Here is an 18819-nt window from a genome sequence, read left to right as displayed (position 1 = left end):
CACCTCCGCCGTCGCCCCCGTCGCCCGGCGGGCATCCGTCGGCAGCCGTGGCCGCTTCGGCGGCGGCAGCCGACGGATGCCCGCCGGGCGACGGGGGCGACGGCGGAGGTGGGGCCGGCGGCGGGGGCACCGAGAACAGCCTCACGATCATCCAGACCTCGGTGAACACCGGCATCGTGCCCGGCTCCGCGCCGACCACGCTCGCCGGCACCATCACCAACCACGGAACCGCCAGCACCTACATCACGACGGTCACGGTGGCGATCGAGTCGGTCACGAAGGCTTCGGGTGCGGCGCCGGGGGTCTGCGACGCCAGCGACTACGTGCTTCGGGATGCCGCGATGCCGGTCGGCGCCACCCTTGCGCCGGAGCAGGCCGCCGGGTTCAGTGGGGCATCCATCGCCTTCAGCCTGAAGGGCACCAACCAGGACGCCTGCAAGGCCGCCACCCTCACCCTGCGCTACACCAGCTCGTAGCAGGGCCGGGCGCCATAGGCGCGGCCGGCCCGCAGGGCCTCGGGGCCGGGTTCACGACGCCGGCGCCGCTCCGGCGGTCGAGTCGCGGATCGCGAGCGTGGGCTGAAAGACGACGTGCTGGCGCGGAACCTCGCCCGGCGCCTCGATCTCGGCGACCAGCAGGTCGGTGGCCGTGCGGCCCATCTCGCGCGAGGGCTGCCGCACCGAGCTGAGCGGGATGGCGGCCGACGCCGCGAAGTCGATGTCGTCGTAGCCGATCAGCGCGATGTCGTCGGGCACCCGGATTCCGGCGGCCGTGAACGCCTGCAGCACGCCGAGCGCGACGAGGTCGTTGGCGGCGAAGACGGCATCGGGTCGCTGGGCGGCCGGAAGCCGGAGCAGCTGCTCGGCGCCATTTCGACCCGCGGCCGAGTTCATCGACGGCGAGGGAATGTGGCGGAGGCCGCCCGACGACGAGCTCCCTGCGCCACCGCCGTGGGCCGCGATCGCGGCCTCGGCGCCCTCGATCCGCAGCCGCACCTGCGTGATCGCGGTCGATCCGCCCACGAAGGCGATGGCGGTTCGCCCGAGCCCGAGCAGGTGCGACGCCGCGAGCTCGCCACCGCGCCGATCGTCGACGGCGACAGAGCTGAATGCCTCGGCCTCGGTGTCTCGGTCGACGAGCACGACGGCCGAGCCGCGCTGGCGCAGCCGCTCCAACCGCGGAAGAACATCGCCCACCGGGCTGATCAGCAGGCCGGCGACGCGCTGCTCCTCGAACAGGTCGAGGTAGCCGAGCTCGCGCACGGGGTCTTCACCGCTGTTGCCGAAGATGAGCGAGCGTGTCGTGAGGGCGAGAGCGTCTTCGACCCCGCGAGCCAGGTCGGTGAAGAAGGGGTTGGCGATGTCGAGCACCATCATGCCGATGGTGCGGCTCTGGCCCACCCGCAACTGCCGGGCGGCGTCGTTGCGAACGAAGCCGAGTTGCTCGATCGCCTCGTGCACCTTCTGCGCGGTGGCGGGGGCGACCGGCCGCGAGTCGTTCAGCACGTTCGAGACGGTGCCGACCGAGACGCCGGCGAGCGCCGCCACATCCCTCACGCTCATCGCCGACATGGCCTCTCCTCCCGATCAGGTCGAGCGTAGACCACCCGGGCCGCCGGGCTCCGCGACCGCGTCGAGCAGCTCGAGCACGTGCTGGTACGCGTGGCCGGTCGCCCGCGTCATCCCGATCTCGCAGGTGCGGTTGCAGGAGGCGTGCGCGTCGGCAGGCTCCGCCGACTCCGCCGCAGCCACGACCTCGGCCGCCTCCCGCGCGGTCGCCGATGCGGTCAGTTCCGGATGCAGCATGCCGCGGTCACCGGCGAAGGCGCAGCACCCCCAGTCGTCGGGCACCACCGCGACCCGGGCGACGGCGCGCGAGAGCGTCAGGAGGTTGTCGTTGGATCCGGCGCGGGTGCTGGAGCAGGTGGGATGCACGACGAGGCGCTCGAGCCGGGCATCCGGTGCCACTGAGAGCTGCGGCAGGATGCGTGTGGCCGCGAAGTCGACAGCGTCGACGACGCGGAGCGCCTGGTAGGCGGCCGGCCGACGCGAGACGGCGGCTTCGAGGGCATGAACGAGCCCCTCGGAGCAGGAGGAGTTGTCGCAGACCACGGGCAGGGTTCCGTGCCCGCTGGCCTCCCAGAGGGCGTCGACGGTCTGGTCGATCATCGCGTGGTAGCCGTCGGTCATGCCCTTCGACTTCCAGGGGGTGCCGCAGCAGAGCGAGGCGATGTTCGCGGGGCGGGTGAGGGTGAGGCCGGCTTTGGCCGCGAGCGATTCGAGCGAGACGGCGACGCCCGGCGAGCCGTCGGCCGGGCCGAACATGGTGCCGATGCAGGCCTGGAAGTAGACGGCGTCGGCGGCACGGGTGGCGGCACCGGTGACTGCGCCGGGCGCGGGTCGGTCGGATGCCGCAGCGGCGCCGCGGGGCGCGGTGACGCCCGCGTCGCCCCGTCGGCGCGACCCCCCTGCGGGCAGGTCGCTCGACCAGAGGGGCACCGTGTCGTTACCGAGGAGCCTCCGGATGAGCCGGTTCGGCCCGGTGACCAGCGGCGCGGGAAGCGCGGCCGTCACGTCGAGCGCGACCGCCGCGATCTCGGTGACCGGCTTCCACGCCTTCCCGAGCGTCGCCCAGACGGCCGTCTCGCCGGCTCCGACGGTCTCCTTCCGCAGCCGCCGCACGAGATCGCCGGTGTTGATGTCGACCGGGCACGACGTCTGGCACATGCCGTCGACCGCGCAGGTGTCGACCACCTCGTACTGCTGCGACCGTTCGAGTTCGGCGACGAGCACGGTGTCTCCCGCAGCCGTCGCCTCGGCGATCGCCCGGCGCACGACGATGCGCTGCCGCGGCGTGAGCGTCAGGTCTTTCGAGGGGCACACCGGCTCGCAGTAGCCGCATTCGACGCACCGGTCGGCCTCGACCTCGATGGTGGGCGTCGACTTCAGATGCTTCAGGTGCAGGTCGGCGTCGCTGGTCAGCAGGGCATCCGGGTTCAGGATGCCCGCCGGGTCGAAGGCGCGCTTGATGTCGAGCATCATTCCGTAGAGCACATCGCCGTACTGCCGCCGCACGTACGGGGCCATGATGCGGCCGGTGCCGTGCTCGGCCTTGAGGGTGCCGCCGGCGGCGAGCACGAGGTCGACCATGTCGTCGGTGAACGCGCGGTAGCGCCCCAGGTTCGACTCGAGCTCGAAGTTCTCGTTGATGAGAAAGTGGATGTTGCCGTCTTTGGCGTGACCGAAGATCACGGCGTCGTCGTAGCCGTGCAGCGCGAAGAGCGCGATCAGGCCGGCACACACCTCGCTGAGCTGTGCCACGGGAACCGCGATGTCTTCGAGCAGGGCGGTGGTGCCGGCGGGCCGGGCCCCCGCGATCTGCGCATAGAGGCCCTTGCGCAGGTGCCAGAGGGCGGCGCGGATGCCCGGGTCACCCGACAGCACCGGTGTAACCGTCGTGGCGAGCGAGTCGAAGAGGTGCCGGGCGGCGGCGGTGAGACCGGCCAGTTCGGCCTCGTCGTCGGCCTGGTACTCCACCAGCAGCGCGGCGTGCGTGTCGAAGACGAGGTCGGGCAGAGTGCCCTCCGACGCCGGATCCTGCTGCACGACACGGAGAGAGGCGGCGTCGAGCAGTTCGATCGTGGCCGCGCCCGTCGCCACGAGCGCGGTGAGCGCATCCGTCGCCTCGGTCAGTGTCTCGAAGGTCAGCAGCGCGGTCGCCGCGAGCGGATGCAGCGGCACGGTGCGGAAGGTCGCCTCGGCGATGAAACCGAGCGTGCCCTCGCTGCCGACGAGCAGGTGCAGCAGAATGTCGACCGGCCGTTCGTGGTCGAGTAGCGAGTTCAGCCCGTAGCCCATGGTGTTCTTGATGCCGTACTGGCGGACGATCTCGGCCTCGAGCTCGGGGGCCGCGAGCACCTCGGCGCGCAGGCGCTCGAGGGTGCCGACCAGGGCGGGCTCGGCCGCACGAAGACGCTTGTCAGCGTCGGGCAGGGCCGTGTCGACGACGGTTCCGCTCGCCAGCACGACGACCGCGCTCTCGAGCGTGCGGTAGGTGTTCTGCGTGATGCCGCAGGCCATGCCGCTGGAGTTGTTGGCGATGACCCCGCCGATGGTGCAGGCGATCTCGCTGGCCGGGTCGGGGCCGAGCTTTCGCCCGAAGCGCCCGAGCCGGGCGTTCACCTGGCGCACGGTTGCGCCCGGCTGCACCTTCACTGCGAGGCCGTCGTCGAGAACGGTGATCTTCCGGAAGTACATGCGGGTGTCGACGAGGATTCCGCCCGTGGTCGCCTGCCCCGACAGGCTCGTACCGCCCGAGCGGAACGTCAGCGGCTCACCCGACGCGGCCGCGAAGGTGAAGAGCGCGCCGACCTCGGCGGCGTTCTTCGGTGTCACGACCGCCCGCGGCGTCAGCAGGTAGTGCGAGGCATCCGGAGCCGCCGTGACGCGGTCGAACGCTGCGGTCGTGACGGAGCCCTCCCGGGCCAGGGCCGCGCCGATGTCCCGGCCGAGCCGGGACTCCAGGCCGATGTCGCGGGCGCGCGACCCCGAGCTGGCGAGCGTCACGGGCATCTACTAGCGCAGGAACGCGGCGGCCACCCCGGCGTCGACCGGGATGTGCAGGCCGGTCGTGTGGCTGAGGTCGGAGCTGCAGAGCACGAACACCGCGTTGGCGACGTTCTCGGGCAGAACCTCACGCTTCAGCAGCGTGCGCTGCGCGTAGTAGAGGCCGAGCTCCTCTTCGGGAACCCCGTAGGTGGCGGCGCGCTTGGCACCCCAGCCGCCGGAGAAGATGCCCGAGCCGCGAACGACCCCGTCGGGGTTGATGCCGTTGACCTTCACGCCGTAGGCGCCGAGCTCGGCAGCGAGCAGGCGCACCTGGTGCGACTGGTCGGCCTTGGTCGACGAGTAGCCGATGTTGTCGGGGCCGGCGAAGATCGAGTTCTTCGACGAGATGTAGACGATGTCGCCGCCCAGCTTCTGGTCGATGAGCACGCGGGCTGCGGCCTTCGAGACGAAGAACGACCCCTTCGACATGACGTCGTGCTGAATGTCCCAGTCGGCTTCGCTGGTCTCCAGCAGAGAGCGGGCCAGCACGAGTCCGGCGTTGTTCACGACCAGGTCGAGCCCGCCGAAGGCGAGAACGGCGGCGTGCACAGAGGTGATGACCTCGGCCTCGCTGGTGACGTCGGCCTTGACGCCGATCGCGACATCCGTGTTGCCGATCTCGGCCGCTGCGGCCTGGGCCTTCCCGAGGTCGAGATCGGCGATGACGACGCACGCGCCCTCGGCTGCGAGACGGTGGGCGATGGCCTTGCCGATACCGGATGCGGCGCCGGTGACGAGGGCGATGCGGGTGGCGAGCGGCTTCGGCTTGGGCATCCGCGCCAGCTTGGCCTCTTCGAGCGCCCAGTACTCGATGCGGAACTTCTCGGCCTCGGAGATGGGCGAATAGGTCGAGAGCGCCTCGGCGCCCCGCATCGCGTTGATGGCGTTGACGAAGTACTCGCCGGCGACGCGGGCGGTCTGCTTGTTGGCGCCCCAGCTGAACATTCCGACGCCCGGAATCATCACGATCGCCGGGTCGGCGCCGCGGATCGCGGGCGAGTCGGGGGTGGCATTGCGGTCGTAGTAGGCCTGGTAGTCGACGCGGTACTGCTCACCGAGTTCGGCGAGGCGGGCGACCGCGTCTTCGATCGACGCGTCAGCCGGCAGGTCGAGCACGAGCGGCTTGACCTTCGTGCGCAGGAAGTGGTCGGGGCAGCTGGTGCCGAGCTCGGCGAGGCGCGGGTGCTCGGCCCGGCTGAGAAAGTCGAGAACCTCGGGGCTGTCGGTGAAGTGGCCGACCTGCACGCGGTCGGTGGAGACGAGCGCGCGGATGTGCGGCGCCAGCAGCGCCGCCTTCGCGCGCCGCTCCGCCTCGGGCAGAGCGTCGTAGCCGGCGAGCACGGGGCCGAACGGCTCGGCCTTTCCGTTAGCGGCGATGTACGCCTCGGCGGTGTCGACGATCCACAGGCTGTTCGCCTCGGCCTCGTCGCTCGTGTCGCCCCACGCGGTGATGCCGTGGCCGCCGAGGATGGCGCCGATGGTGCCGGGGTTCTCCGCCTTGATGCGGGCCATGTCGAGCCCGAGCTGAAAACCGGGGCGACGCCAGTCGACCCACGCGACGCGGTCGCCGAAGATCGTCTTCGTGAGCGCCTCGCCGTCGGCCGAGGTCGCGATCGCGATGCCCGAGTCGGGGTGCAGGTGGTCGACGTGGGCCGCATCCACCAGCGCGTGCATGCTGGTGTCGATCGACGGGGCAGCGCCACCCTTGCCGAACAGAACGTATTGGAACGCCTCGATCATCTCGTCTTCGCGATCGACCCCGGGGTAGACGTCGACCAGGTCGCGGAACCGGTCGAGCCGCAGCACCGAGAGCCCCGCCTCGGTGAGCGTGCCCAGGTCTCCGCCCGACCCCTTCACCCAGAGCAGTTCGACCGGCTTGCCGGAAGCCGGGTCGATCTCTGTGCCCTTTGCCGAGGTGTTGCCGCCGGCGTAGTTCGTCACGCGCGGGTCGGAACCGAGCCGATTCGATCGCGCAATGAGATCGGCTTTCGGGGTGGATGTCATGACAGGTGTCCTTCGACGCTGGAGGGTGTGGGGGCGCGGCCAATCTACGAGCAGCCAAACCGGCATGTCAAGTGGCTGGCTTGCTTTCGAAAGTCGTTTCCGTTTCGTAACCTTTCAATTGTTGACTCGACTTTTTCTTTCGGATAGGTTCTTCGAAACGACCGAGGCGCCGACGCACCGATCGTTCACCGCCACATTTCGCCGACGCAGCCGAACGGAGCACCGATGTCTGAAAACTACGACTTCGTGCGTGAAGAGGTCATCCTCCACGAGCTCACGGCCACGGGTCGGGTCATGGTGAACGACCTCGCCCGCACCCTCGGCGTCTCCACCGTCACGGTGCGCAAAGACCTCGACTCGCTCGAGAAGCGCTCCCTGCTCCGTCGGGTGCGGGGCGGCGCGGTCGCGCCCTCTGCGGGTGAAGAGGGGGCGTTCAGCGAGCGGATGCGCCGCGACGCCACCGCGAAGAGCCTGCTCGCGAAAGAGGTCGCGCAGCTGGTCGACGACGGCGACGTCATCGCGATCGACTCCTCCACCACCTCCTACTACCTCGCGCAGGAGCTGCTCGAGCGACGCGACCTCATCGTGGTCACCTACGGGCTGCGCGTCACAATGCTGCTCATGGACCACTCGACCGCGACGGTGGTCGTGCCGGGCGGCGTGCTCCGCCGGGCATCCGGTTCCCTGGTCGGCGCCTTCTCCGACGTGCTGAAGGGCCGGGGCCGCATCGACAAGGGCTTCTTCGGCCTCGCGGCCGCCTCGACCGAACTCGGGATGCTCGAACTCGTCGCCGAAGAGGCGACCTCCAAGCGCAGCCTGATGGCCTCGTGCGACGAGGTCTACGTCACCATGCCGTCGTCGAAGATCGATGGATTCGGCCTGCACTCCTACGGCATGCCGAACGAGATCACCCGGCTCTTCACCGACGAGCGGGCGAGCGACGAGTTCGTGGCGTCATGGGAGGCCGCCGGAGCCCCCGTCACGCGGGTCGAGGGCACGGGTGCCTCGCTCGACAACGGCGAACGCTCGATCGACGAGGTCGCGGCCCGTGCCCTGAAGGCGGTGGCCGAATGAGTGAGCTGATCGTGGCCGCCGTCGACCTCGGCGCAGAGAGCGGCCGCGTCGCCGCCGCCCACTTCGACGGCACCCGCATCGACCTCGAACTGGTCAACCGGTTCGCGAACACCCCGAGCGAGACCGACGGCTGGCTGCGCTGGAACACCGACTCGCTCTGGAACAACATCGCCGACGGTCTCGCCACGCTCGGCGGGCGCGCCACCGTCGCCTCCGTCGGCGTCGACACCTGGGGCCTCGACTACGGCCTCTACCGCAACGGCGAGCTGCTCGACGACCCGGTCACCTACCGCGACGCGCACCACGTCGAAGCCTTCGAGAGGGCGGTGGCCGAATTCGGCGCCGACCGGCTCTACAGCGCCACGGGCATCCAGCTCATCGAGATCAACTCGCTGTTCGGCATGCTCGCCGACGCCCACGAACGCCCCTCGCTTCTCGGCGATGCCGACCTCCTGCTGATGATGCCCGACGTCTTCCATCACCGCCTGAGCGGCGCACGCGTCACGGAGTTCTCGGCCGCCTCGACCACGGGCATGTACGACATGGCCTCGAAGGGCTGGGCGCGCGGCCTGCTCGCCGATGTCGGCCTGCCCGAACACTTTCTGCCCGAGGTCGCCGACGCGGGAACCGATGTCGGCGGCATCGCCGGCGAGCTCGCCCGGGGCGGCCTGGCGAAGACCCGCGTCATTCTGCCCTCGGCGCACGACACCTCGAGCGCCGTGCTGGCGATTCCGAACGCCGGGCCCGACACTCTCTTCATCTCGTCGGGAACGTGGTCGCTGGTGGGCGTCGTGCTCGACGAGCCGATCGTCACCCGCGAATCGCGCCTGCTCAACCTCACGAACGAGGGCGGCTACGACGGTTCCGTGCGCTTTCTCCGCAACGTGATGGGCCTCTGGGTACTGCAGGAGTGCCGCAGGCAGTGGCAGCGCGAGGGAATCGACGTCGACTATGAGACCCTCGTTCGGCTCGCGGATGCCGTGACCCCCCTCCAGACCGTGATCGACCTCAACGCGACCGAGTTCCTCGCGCCCGGCGACATGCCGGGGCGCATCCGCGCGTACTGCGCCTCCCGGGGCATCCGCGTGCCGGCCACGATGGGCGAGATGGCCCGCACGATCATCGACTCGCTCGCCCTCAGCTACCGGCTGGTGATGGAGGACATCGAACAGCTCACCGGAGTGCCGATCACCTCGGTCGCGGTCGTCGGCGGCGGTGGCCAGAACGCCCTGCTGCAGCAGGCGACCGCGTCTGCCACGGGGCTGCCGGTGGTCTGCTGGGCGAAAGAGGCGACCGCCCTCGGCAACGCCGCCGCCCAACTGCGCGCCCTCGGCGAACTCGACTCGGTCGAGCAGATCTGGGAGGTGGTGAGTGCGAGCACCCAGACGCGCTCCTTCTCACCTCTTCCCTCGAGCCGCTGGGATGACGCGGCCACACAGCTTCGGGAACTCGAACGCCGCGAGGCGGCGAGACGGGGTCTCGGGGATTCCGAGAAGGAACTCACCACAGTCCACCACCAGGCCGGGGCACAGTCGCCCCTGCCGAGATAACAAGAGAGGCAACACAGTGATCAGCAAGAAGAGAGTCTTCGCCGTCGGCGCTATCGCGCTCGCAGCCGTTCTGACCGTCTCCGGCTGCACCAGCCGTACGGCTTCGTCGGGCGACAGCACCTCGTCGGCCGCGGCCGGCGACGGCAAGGTCACCGTCGCGTTCGTTCCGAAGCTGCAGGGCATCCCGTACTTCGAGGCGATGAACGCCGGCGGCAAGAAGGCCGCCGAAGAGCTGGGCATCACCTGGCTCTACCAGGGACCGACCACCGCCGACGCGGCCGCCCAGGCCGACATCGTGCGGTCGTACATCCAGCAGAACGTCTCTGCACTCATCGTGGCCCCCAACGACCCCGACTCGATGGCTCCCCTTCTGAAGGAGGCCGCCGACAAGGGCATCAAGGTGCTGACCGCCGACACCGACGCACCCGACTCGGTGCGCGAGGTGTTCGTCAACCAGGCTTCGGTCGAGGGCATCGGCGAGGCGCTGACCGACCAGCTGATGACCGCGATGGGCGGCTCGGGCGACTACGCGATCGTCTCCTGTGGAGAGACCGCGGCCAACCTGAACGCCTGGATCGAGGTGCAGAAGGCGTACACCGCCTCGAAGTACCCGAACGCGAAGCTGACGACCATCGTCTACGCCGGTGAGGACCAGGCTGCGGCCACCTCGATGGCGACCGACCTGATGAACGCCAACCCGAACCTCAAGGGCCTCGTCGGCGAGTGCACCTCCTCGGCTCCGGGCGTCGCCCAGGCCGTGAAGGACGCCGGCAAGATCGGACAGGTCTTCACCGACGGCCTCGGAACGCCGCAGTCGATGGCGCCCTACCTGAAGGACGGCTCGTCGAGCGCCTCGATCCTGTGGGACGTGCAGAACCTCGGCTACCTCGCCGCCTGGACGGGCCAGCAGCTGGCCGAGGGCAAGACCCTCGCCGCGACCAACGATGTCAACGACGACCTGAAGGGCATCGCCTACGACTCCGCGTCGAAGGTGCTGCTGCTCGGTGACCCGCTGGTCATCACGAAGGACAACGTCGACACGTTCGACTACTAAGCACCACCCGGGGTGCGGAACAGGGTCATCCGGTTCCGCACCTCCCCCTCACTTACCCTCTTCCAGAAGGAACAACTGCCCATGAGTGCAGAGACTCCGACCGCGACAGCCACGGCGACGTATCGCCTCGAGCTGCACGACATCGTCAAGAGCTACGGTGGCGTGCGCGCCATCCGTCACGCAGACTTCGCCATCAAGCCCGGAACGGTTCACGCCCTCGTCGGCGAGAACGGTGCCGGCAAGTCGACGCTGATCAAGATCATCGCCGGTGCCGAGATTCCGGATGCCGGCACCATCGCCTTCGACGGCGCCGTGACCACCATCGGCTCCACCTCCGACTCGATCGCCCTCGGCGTGCAGACGGTGTACCAGGAACCGCAGCTGTTCCCGGAGCTGAGCGTCGCCGAGAACGTCTTCGTCGGCCGTGAGCTGAAGAAGGGCGGGCGCGTCGACTGGAAGGCCGAGGCCGACCAGATCCACGGGCTGCTCGACACCGTCGGCCTGCCCGACCGCATCGCGACGATGCCCGTCGGAACGCTCTCGATCGCCGAACAGCAGCAGGTGTCTATCGCCAAGGCACTGGCCGGCGATGCGTCGGTGCTGATCCTCGACGAGCCGTCGGCCATTCTGACGGACTCCGAGATCGAGGTGCTGTTCACGGTGATCCGCCGCCTGACGGCGACGGGCGTCTCTGTCATCTACATCTCGCACCGGCTCGACGAGCTGTTCGTCATCGCCGACGAAGTCACCGTGATGCGCGACGGTGAGACCATCACCACCCGCCCGATCGGCGAGCTCTCGGTGCGCGAGATCGCCGAGCTCATGGTCGGCGGGGTACTCGCCGAGTCCCGGCCGAAGGGGGCCGGAACCTCGGGCGAGACCGTGCTCGAACTGACGAACCTCACCCGCGCCGGCAAATTCGAGAACATCAGCTTCGCGGTGCGCGCCGGAGAGATCGTCGGGCTCTACGGCCTGGTCGGCTCCGGCGCGGGCGACATCGCCGGCGTGGTCTACGGCATGGACAAGGCGACCTCGGGAACGATGCGCCTCTCCGGCGAGGATGTCGTCGTCAAGCGCCCCTCACAGGCCAAGAAGATCGGAATCCGCCTGCTGCCGGCGAACCGTTCTGCGCAGGGCTCCTTCTCGTTCCAGAGCATCTCGCTGAACATCGTCGTCGGCGAGCTCGGGAAGCTCAGCCGCATTCCGGGCTGGGTGAGCGGTCGTGCGCAGCAGAGCATCGCGCGCGACTTCATCAAGCGCCTCGCCGTCAAGACGCCCTCGGAGAAGCAGCCGATCAGCGCGATGTCGGGCGGGAACGCACAGAAGGTGGTGCTCGCGCGCCAGCTCGTCGAGACACCGAAGCTGCTGGTGCTCGCCGAGCCCACGCAGGGCGTCGACGTCGGTGCGAAAGAAGAGATCCACCGCATCATCTCGAACCTCGCCGACGACGGATCGGCCGTGCTCGTGGTGACCAGCGACCTCGGCGAGGTGCTCCGCATCTCCGACCGCATCCTGGTCGTCAGGGCCGGCGAGATCGCCGCCGAATTCACCCCGCAGGCCACGCAGGTCGAGATTCTCGCCGCGGCGGCCGGAGACCAGACATCGGAGACACTCTCATGACCATCGACGAGCGCACCAGACCTGCGCCGGCATCCCCGCCCCGCGGCTCCGGTTCTGCGACCGCGAAGCGCATCCTCCCCCTGCCGGTCACCGGCCAGGAGTTCGTGCTGATCGGCGTGATCGTCGTGCTGTGGGTTCTGCTCGGCATCTTCACGCCCGCGTTCCTCACCGCGAACTCGATCCAGCCGCTGCTGGTGTCGGTCGCTCCGATCGCCCTGATCGGCGTCGGGATGACCTTCATCATCATCACCGCGGGCATCGACGTCTCGGTCGGCGGCGCGATCATGCTCTGCGCGGTGGTCGTGGCGAAGACCATGGTGAGCGTCGACATCCCGCTCATCGGGGCCGTCGCTCTCGCCGTCGCCCTCGGCCTCGTGCTCGGCCTCGTCAACGGCGTACTGATCGCCTACGGCAGGGTCGCCGCCATCATCATCACGTTCGGTACGGCGAACCTGTTCCAGTTCTTCGCGCTTCGCGTCTTCGGCTCATCGACGGTCAACGGCATCCCGTCGACCCTCGAGGTCTTCGGCCGAGGTGAGGCCGGTCGTACGCTCGGTGTGCCGAACAGCTTCGCGATCATGATCGTCATCGCGGCGGTGGCCTGGTGGTACCTGCGGCACGCCGCCGGCGGCCGCCACCTCTTCGCGATCGGCGGCAACACGAACGCCGCCCGCCTCGTGGGCATCAAGGTGCAGCCGCGCGTGATGCTCGCCTACGGCCTCACCGGCGCCCTCGTCGGGCTCGGCGCCTGCTTCATCCTCGCCTCGGGAACGGCCACTCTCGACCAGTCGGTCGGAGCGGGCAAGGAACTGCAGGTGATCGCCGCAGTCGTCATCGGCGGAACGTCGATCCTCGGCGGCCGCGGATCGGTGATCGGAACGGTGCTCGGCGCGATCCTCGTGCAGACCGTCACCTCCGGTGTCACCCAGCTCGGTTGGCCAAGCCAGCTCGCCAACCTGTTCGTGGGAATCTTCATCATCATTGCTGTCGGCACTGACCTGCTGCGCGAGCGCGCAAGGAGAAAAGCATGACCCTCGTCAACGAGACCACGCACATCCAGGTTCCGAAGCAGCCGAAGAAGCCGGGCGGGCGCTCCGTCGCCTCGCGCGGCCTCGAAGCCCTGCTCACCAACCGGGTCGTTCTGCTTGCCGTTCTGATCGTCATCGTGCTCGTCGTCATGACGATCCTCGATACGACCGGGCAGCTCAGTGGGCCCTACAACGCCGACTACCTCGCCTCGTCGCTGATCAGCGCTGTGCCGCTGGCCATGCTCGGCATGGCGCAGCTGCTGGTGATCCTCTCGGGCAAGGGCGGAATCGACCTGTCGGTCGGCTCGATCGTGTCGCTCACGGGCATTCTGTTCGGGCTCGCCTACGGCCCCGGCGGCTGGGACTTCATCCCCGCGCTGCTGCTGGCGGTCGTCGCCGGCGGTGTTTTCGGAGCGGTGAACGGCGTGCTCGTCGCCTACATCGGCTTTCCGCCGCTGATCGCGACCCTCGCCACGTACTACGCCTACCGTTCGCTCGCCCTGGTGATCTCGAACCAGAAGCCCGTCTCGTCGACGTCGATCCAGGACTTCTACTCGGCGGCGCAGTCGGTCGAGATCCCGCTGATCGGGGCGACCATCCCGCTCGTGCCGCTCGGCATCTTCACCTTCCTGATCCCGACGGTGATCGTGGTCTGGATCGTGCTGAACAAGACGACGTTCGGCCGGCGCCTCTACGCGATCGGCACCAACGATGTCGCCGCACAGTGGTCGGGCATCAACGTGCGCCCGAACCGCATGGCCGTCTACGCGATCTCCGGCGTCATCGCCGGCCTCGTCTCCGTGGTCACCGTTGCGCAGTTCGCGTCGGCCCGGCCCGATGCGGGAACCTCGGGCAACGGCATGGCCCTCCCCGCGATCACCATCGCCGTTCTCGGCGGCGTCGCCATCACCGGCGGCATCGGGCGGGTCAGCGGCATCGTGCTCGCCACGCTGCTCATCGTCTGGTTGAACGCGGGCATCCTGCTCGCCCTGCCCGGCAACGACGGCTCGCAGTTCCAGCTGCTGGCGCTCGGTCTCGTGCTGGTCTTCGCGTCGCTTCTCAACGGACTCACCAAACGCAAATACGGAGGAATCTAAATGGCCACGAACTGGCTGCCCGAACTCGTCAGTGACGAGCTGGTCGCGCTGACCCGCTCGCTGGGCGAACCGGCCAAAGACCTGGTCATCCTCGCCGAGGGCAACGTGTCGGAGCGTCTGCCCGACGGCCGCATCGCGATCAAGACCTCCGGTTCGTACATGGCGCAGTCCGACGCCTCGCAGTTCGTCGTCGTCGACGTCGAACCGCTCGTCGAGCTGATGATGGCCGAGAACACGACCCAGGCCGAGCTGACCGGGATGCTGGATGCCGGCGAGCACGACGGCATCCGCCGTCGCGGCTCGATCGAGACGCTGGTGCACGCGGCAGTGCAGTCGATCAGGCCGACCGCCTTCGTGGCGCACACCCACCCGACGGCGATCGTGTCGCTGCTGGCCTCGGTGCACGCGGCGACCGCCTTCGACGAGTGGGTCTACTCCGATGAGGCCGTGGTGATCGGCAAACCGCTCTTCGTGCCCTACGCCGAGCCGGGCATCCATCTCGGCCGGCTGTACCTGGCGAAGCTGCGCGAGTACGTCGAGCAGAACGGTGAACTGCCCTCACTCGTGCTGCTCGGCAACCACGGCATGGTGGCGATCGCCGGCAGCGCCCAGGCGGCCGAGGCGATCACGCTGATGGCGGTCAAGGGTGCCCGGGTGCGCCTCGAGGCGCTCTCGGTCGGCGGCGTGCAGGGCCTCGGCGGCGACACGGTGTCACACTACTTCGAGCGGGAAGACATGGCGGAGCGCCGGAAGGCGCTCGCCGGCACCGCGTGATGGGCGACCGGGGTGGGTCGTCGGCTCTGCCGGCCATCGGCGCGGTCTTCTGCGACGTCGGCGGCCCGATCTACGACGACGAGAACTTCGTGGCCGCCGTGCTGCGGGCAGCCGACGAGTTGCGCGCCGCAGACGGGCTGGGCGCCGTCGACCGGGCTCGGTTCCGGGCGATCTACGACGACGTTCGCGAGGCGCAGGGCGGGGTGTCGCTCCGCGCGTCGATCGCCCGGGAGTTTCTCGGCAGCGAGAGCCGCAAGCGCGAACTGCACGATCTGACGCGGGACTACTGGGCGCATCCGGTCGGAACGATGTACGACGATGTGCTGCCGTTCTTCGAGGCGCTCGCCGGTCGGGTGCGGATCGGAATCCTGGCGAACCAGGAGGAGTCGGTCATCCGCTCGCTCGAACGCGACGGGCTGGCACCGTACATCGACGTCTGGGGCGTGTCGGCCGTGGTCGGCTACGAGAAGCCGTCACCCGAGCTGTTCGAGTGGGCGCTGGCGGCGGCGGATGTCGCTCCGTCGCGAGCGGTGCACATCGGCAACCGGCTCGACACCGATGTGCGGCCGGCAGCCGCTCTCGGGCTCTCGACGGTCTGGGTGCTGCGCGGCGAGGCGCCGTCGTCACCGACGGCCGAGCAGCTCGCCGAGCCCGACATCGCGGTGTCGACGCTCGACGGTCTCGCCGAGCGCATCTTCACCGAGCTGCCGGTGGCGCGATGAGCGTGGTGGTGGCGCGATGAGCGTCGTGCTCGGCATCGACCTGGCGACGGGGGATGCGCGCGTGCTGGCGGTCGATGCCGAGACGGGCGAACATCTTGCCGAGCGGTCGACCGCCTTGCCGACGACCAGCACGGCGTGGCAGAACGGAGCGACCCGTGAGCAGCCGGCGGTGTACGCCGAGGCGGTGTTCGGGCTGATCCGTGCGGTCGTCGGCGCACTCGGCCCCCGCAGCGCGGACATTGCGGCCCTCTCGACGACCGGCACCTCAGGCACCGTGGTTCCGACGGACGCCGACGGCCGGCCCTCGGGCAACGCCCTGCTGTACAACGACCCGCGGGGAACGGCCGAGGCTGCCGCGCTGGCAGGCGCCGGCCTCGGCATCCGCCCCTCCGCAGCGCTCGCACGCGCGGGGTGGATGCACGCCCACACCCCGGCGGCCCGCTACCTCTTCACTCCCGATGTCGTCGCGGCGGCCCTCGCGGGCGAGGTGCTGCCGAGCGACACGTCGCACGCGCTGAAGAGCGGGATCGACCCGGTCGCCGCTTCGTGGAACGACCGCGCCGTCGAGCTGGTGCGCATCCCGCTCGCCAGCCTGCCGTCGCTGGTGGCCCCCGGCCGGGCGATCGGGGTGGTCTCGCCCGCCGTCGCTGCGTCGCTGGGGCTGCCGGCCGGTGTGCTGATCGTCTCGGGGATGACCGACGGCAGCACGGCTCAGCTCGCGACCGGCGCGGTGCGACCGGGCGACACGGTGGGCGTGCTCGGCACGACGCTGGTGCTGAAGGCGGCGTCGGCGGCCCAGCTGACCGACGGCGCCTCGGGCATCTACTCGCACGTCGCGCCCGACGGAACGTTCTGGGCGGGCGGGGCGTCGAACACGGGCGCCGGTGTGCTGCGGCACGGGCTGACGGCCGGGCTCGATGTGCGCGAGGCCGACCGTGCTGCGGTGGAGCTCGGGGTGTCGCCGGTGGTGTCGTATCCGCTGGCGGGGCGCGGCGAGCGGTTCCCGGTGGTGGATGCCGCGTTCGGTGGTTTCGACGTGAACCTGGCCGGGGCGCCGTACTCGTACGGGGCGGCCGGGGCCGGGGCCTGGGCGGAGCCGGCGGTGGTGCGCTTCCGGGCGGTGCTGGAGGGCGTGGCGTTCGTGGAGCGGCTCGGGATCGAGCGGCTCGCGGCACTGGCCGCGGCGGGTGGCGGCGCTGCGGGCGGTGGCGCTGCGGCCGGAGGGGCTGCAAGTGACGCGCACGACGCGGGCTCAGCCGGCGATGGCGGGCGGCGCGGTTTCCACCACCTCGGCGGCGGAGCGTCGGGCAGCACGGTGTGGAACACGATCCGCGCGTCGGTGCTCGGGCGGCCGGTGGTCGTGCCCGGCAACAGGTCGAGCGCGTTCGGCGCCGCGATGCTGGCGGCGGCGGGGCTGCCGGGTGAGACGTTCCAGGGCGTGATCGACCGGCTCGCCTCCCCGGGGCGGTTCGTCGACCCCGACCCGGCGCTCGTTCCGGCGCTTTCCGACCGCTATGCGCTGTTCGGTGAGACGCTCGTCGCCGAGCTGGACATCGCCCTGCCCGGCGCATCCAGAACCGACGATCACAACAGAACCGTTCTCGCCGAACCTGACCAGGAGAGGGTCGCCTGATGGCCGACTTGCAGCGCGTCTGCTTCCAGTTGCAGGTGAACCCGGCGCGACTCGTGGAGTACCGGGAGCGGCACCGCGCGGTGTGGCCCGAATTCCTCGTCGAGCTCGAGCGCACGGGATGGCAGAACTATTCGCTGTTCCTCCGCGACGACGGCTTGCTGATCGGGTATTTCGAGACGCACGACCTCGCTGCGGCGCAGGCCGGCATGGCGGCGACCGACGTGAACGAGCGGTGGCAGGCGCAGATGTCGGAGTTCTTCGAGGGGTTGGAGGGCACGCCCGACCAGGGGTTTCTGCAGCTTACCGAGATCTTCAACCTCGACGACCAGCTTCACGCCTCCGGCAGCTAGACTCGCCATATTGAATCGTTTCAACACAGCACGACCGTAGACACAGGGAGAATTCCAATGGTGCAATTCAGCGACATCGCCTCCGACCTCGAGGCCCAGGCCATCGAGCTGCCCTCGTGGGCGTTCGGCAACTCCGGCACGCGCTTCAAGGTGTTCGGCACACCCGGCACGCCCCGCACGCCCGAGGAGAAGATCGCCGACGCCGCCCAGGTCAACACCTACACCGGCCTCTCGCCGAAGGTCGCGATCCACATCCCGTGGGACAAGGTCGACGACTACGCCGCGCTCAGCGCGTTCGCGAACGACCACGGAGTCTCCCTCGGCACCGTCAACTCGAATACCTTTCAAGACGACGACTACAAGTTCGGCAGCCTGACGCACATCGACCCTGCCATTCGCCAGAAGGCGATCGACCACCACTACGAGTGCATCGACATCATGAGCGAGATCGGCTCGCAAGACCTCAAGGTGTGGCTCGCCGACGGCACCAACTACCCCGGCCAGGGCGACATGCGCGGCCGCCAGGACCGGCTCGCCGACTCCCTCGCCAAGATCTACGAGCGCATCGGCGATGGCCAGCGCCTCGTGCTGGAGTACAAGTTCTTCGAGCCGGCGTTCTACCACACCGACGTGCCCGACTGGGGAACCTCGTACGCGCAGGTGTCGGCCCTCGGCGACCGGGCGATGGTCTGCCTCGACACCGGCCACCACGCCCCCGGCACCAACATCGAGTTCATCGTGATGCAGTTGCTGCGCCTCGGCAAGCTCGGCTCGTTCGACTTCAACTCGCGGTTCTACGCGGACGACGACCTGATCGTGGGGGCGGCGGATCCGTTCCAGCTGTTCCGCATCCTCGTCGAGGTCGTGCGCGGCGGGGGCTACGGGCCCGACTCCCCTGTTGCGTTCATGCTCGACCAGTGCCACAACGTGGAGGACAAGATCCCCGGCCAGATCCGCTCGGTGCTGAACGTGCAGGAGATGACGGCACGCGCGCTGCTCGTCGACCGGCCCGCCCTCGAAGCCGCGCAGGCCGCCGGCGACGTGCTCGGCGCGAACGGCATCCTCATGGATGCGTTCTACACCGACGTGCGCCCCGACCTCGCCGCGTGGCGCGAGTCGCGCGGCCTCCCGGCCGACCCCGGCGCCGCCTACGCCGCCTCCGGCTACCAGTCCCGCATAGCCGCCGACCGCGCCACGCGGCGAGGTCGGGGCGCACGTCGGTGTAGAACGCATCCATGAGGATGCCGTTCGCCGCGGCCAAGTCGCCGGCGGCTTTAGAGGTCTGGAGGGGGCGCCGCACTAAGAA

14 protein-coding genes and 1 pseudogene are annotated in these 18819 nt (G+C 69.5%); 12 read left to right on the top strand and 3 right to left on the bottom strand.

Annotated features, from left to right (window positions below):
• Positions 1–476 (top strand): annotated as a pseudogene (locus tag C5B96_RS17475) (hypothetical protein); the annotation flags it as partial.
• A 51-nt stretch (positions 477–527) separates the two neighbouring features.
• Here the strand turns inward: C5B96_RS17475 and C5B96_RS16205 are convergent.
• The 3 genes from C5B96_RS16205 to C5B96_RS16195 are packed head-to-tail and all read right to left on the bottom strand — an operon-like array spanning position 528 to position 6611.
• Positions 528–1571, bottom strand: a complete 1044-nt coding sequence (locus tag C5B96_RS16205; RefSeq protein WP_199176695.1) for a LacI family DNA-binding transcriptional regulator — start codon at positions 1569–1571, stop codon at positions 528–530.
• Positions 1572–1586: 15 nt separating this feature from the next.
• Entirely contained in the window at positions 1587–4571 is a 2985-nt protein-coding gene (locus C5B96_RS16200; protein ID WP_104246400.1) for an FAD-binding and (Fe-S)-binding domain-containing protein, read from the bottom strand.
• Between the two features lie 3 nt (positions 4572–4574).
• Positions 4575–6611: a bifunctional aldolase/short-chain dehydrogenase gene (locus C5B96_RS16195; RefSeq protein WP_104246399.1), complete on the bottom strand. Its 2037-nt coding sequence runs from the start codon at positions 6609–6611 to the stop codon at positions 4575–4577.
• A 225-nt stretch (positions 6612–6836) separates the two neighbouring features.
• On the opposite strand from C5B96_RS16195, the gene C5B96_RS16190 reads away from it, so the two are divergent.
• The 11 genes from C5B96_RS16190 (at position 6837) to rhaI (ending at position 18752) form a co-directional block, all read left to right on the top strand.
• Positions 6837–7685, top strand: coding sequence for a DeoR/GlpR family DNA-binding transcription regulator (locus tag C5B96_RS16190; RefSeq protein ID WP_104246398.1), 849 nt, complete (start codon positions 6837–6839; stop codon positions 7683–7685).
• The gene (locus tag C5B96_RS16185; protein ID WP_158507219.1) at positions 7682–9235 is read left to right on the top strand and encodes a rhamnulokinase family protein; all 1554 of its coding nucleotides are present in this window, start codon (positions 7682–7684) and stop codon (positions 9233–9235) included. The genes C5B96_RS16190 and C5B96_RS16185 overlap by 4 nt, the downstream gene beginning before the upstream one ends.
• 16 nt (positions 9236–9251) lie before the next feature.
• Complete coding sequence (locus C5B96_RS16180; RefSeq protein ID WP_199176694.1) at positions 9252–10289, top strand: autoinducer 2 ABC transporter substrate-binding protein; 1038 nt, start codon at positions 9252–9254, stop codon at positions 10287–10289.
• An 81-nt stretch (positions 10290–10370) separates the two neighbouring features.
• Complete coding sequence (locus C5B96_RS16175; RefSeq protein WP_104246395.1) at positions 10371–11909, top strand: sugar ABC transporter ATP-binding protein; 1539 nt, start codon at positions 10371–10373, stop codon at positions 11907–11909.
• On the top strand, positions 11906–12940 hold the full coding sequence (locus C5B96_RS16170; protein WP_104246394.1) for an ABC transporter permease: 1035 nt from the start codon (positions 11906–11908) through the stop codon (positions 12938–12940). Before C5B96_RS16175 ends, C5B96_RS16170 begins: the two co-directional genes overlap by 4 nt.
• Positions 12937–14034 (top strand): ABC transporter permease, encoded by a 1098-nt coding sequence (locus tag C5B96_RS16165; RefSeq protein WP_104246393.1) that lies wholly within the window; start codon positions 12937–12939, stop codon positions 14032–14034. Before C5B96_RS16170 ends, C5B96_RS16165 begins: the two co-directional genes overlap by 4 nt.
• A complete protein-coding gene (locus tag C5B96_RS16160; RefSeq protein WP_104246392.1) occupies positions 14035–14808 on the top strand; it encodes a class II aldolase/adducin family protein in 774 nt (257 codons plus the stop codon). It abuts the gene before it with no gap.
• Positions 14808–15530 (top strand): HAD family hydrolase, encoded by a 723-nt coding sequence (locus C5B96_RS16155; protein WP_104246391.1) that lies wholly within the window; start codon positions 14808–14810, stop codon positions 15528–15530. Before C5B96_RS16160 ends, C5B96_RS16155 begins: the two co-directional genes overlap by 1 nt.
• A 16-nt stretch (positions 15531–15546) precedes the next feature.
• A complete protein-coding gene (locus C5B96_RS16150) occupies positions 15547–17163 on the top strand; it encodes an FGGY family carbohydrate kinase (RefSeq protein ID WP_104246390.1) in 1617 nt (538 codons plus the stop codon).
• Positions 17163–17513: an L-rhamnose mutarotase gene (locus tag C5B96_RS16145; RefSeq protein WP_199176693.1), complete on the top strand. Its 351-nt coding sequence runs from the start codon at positions 17163–17165 to the stop codon at positions 17511–17513. The genes C5B96_RS16150 and C5B96_RS16145 overlap by 1 nt, the downstream gene beginning before the upstream one ends.
• Before the next feature lie 57 nt (positions 17514–17570).
• A complete protein-coding gene (gene rhaI / locus C5B96_RS16140) occupies positions 17571–18752 on the top strand; it encodes an L-rhamnose isomerase (RefSeq protein ID WP_104246389.1) in 1182 nt (393 codons plus the stop codon).
• The last annotated feature ends 67 nt before the right edge of the window (positions 18753–18819 follow it).

It is taken from the genome of Subtercola sp. Z020, assembly GCF_002931235.1.
In the GTDB taxonomy this organism is placed as follows: Bacteria; Actinomycetota; Actinomycetes; order Actinomycetales; family Microbacteriaceae; genus Subtercola.
Note: the sequence above shows the minus strand (reverse complement) of the source record. Positions and strands in the feature narration are given on the sequence as shown.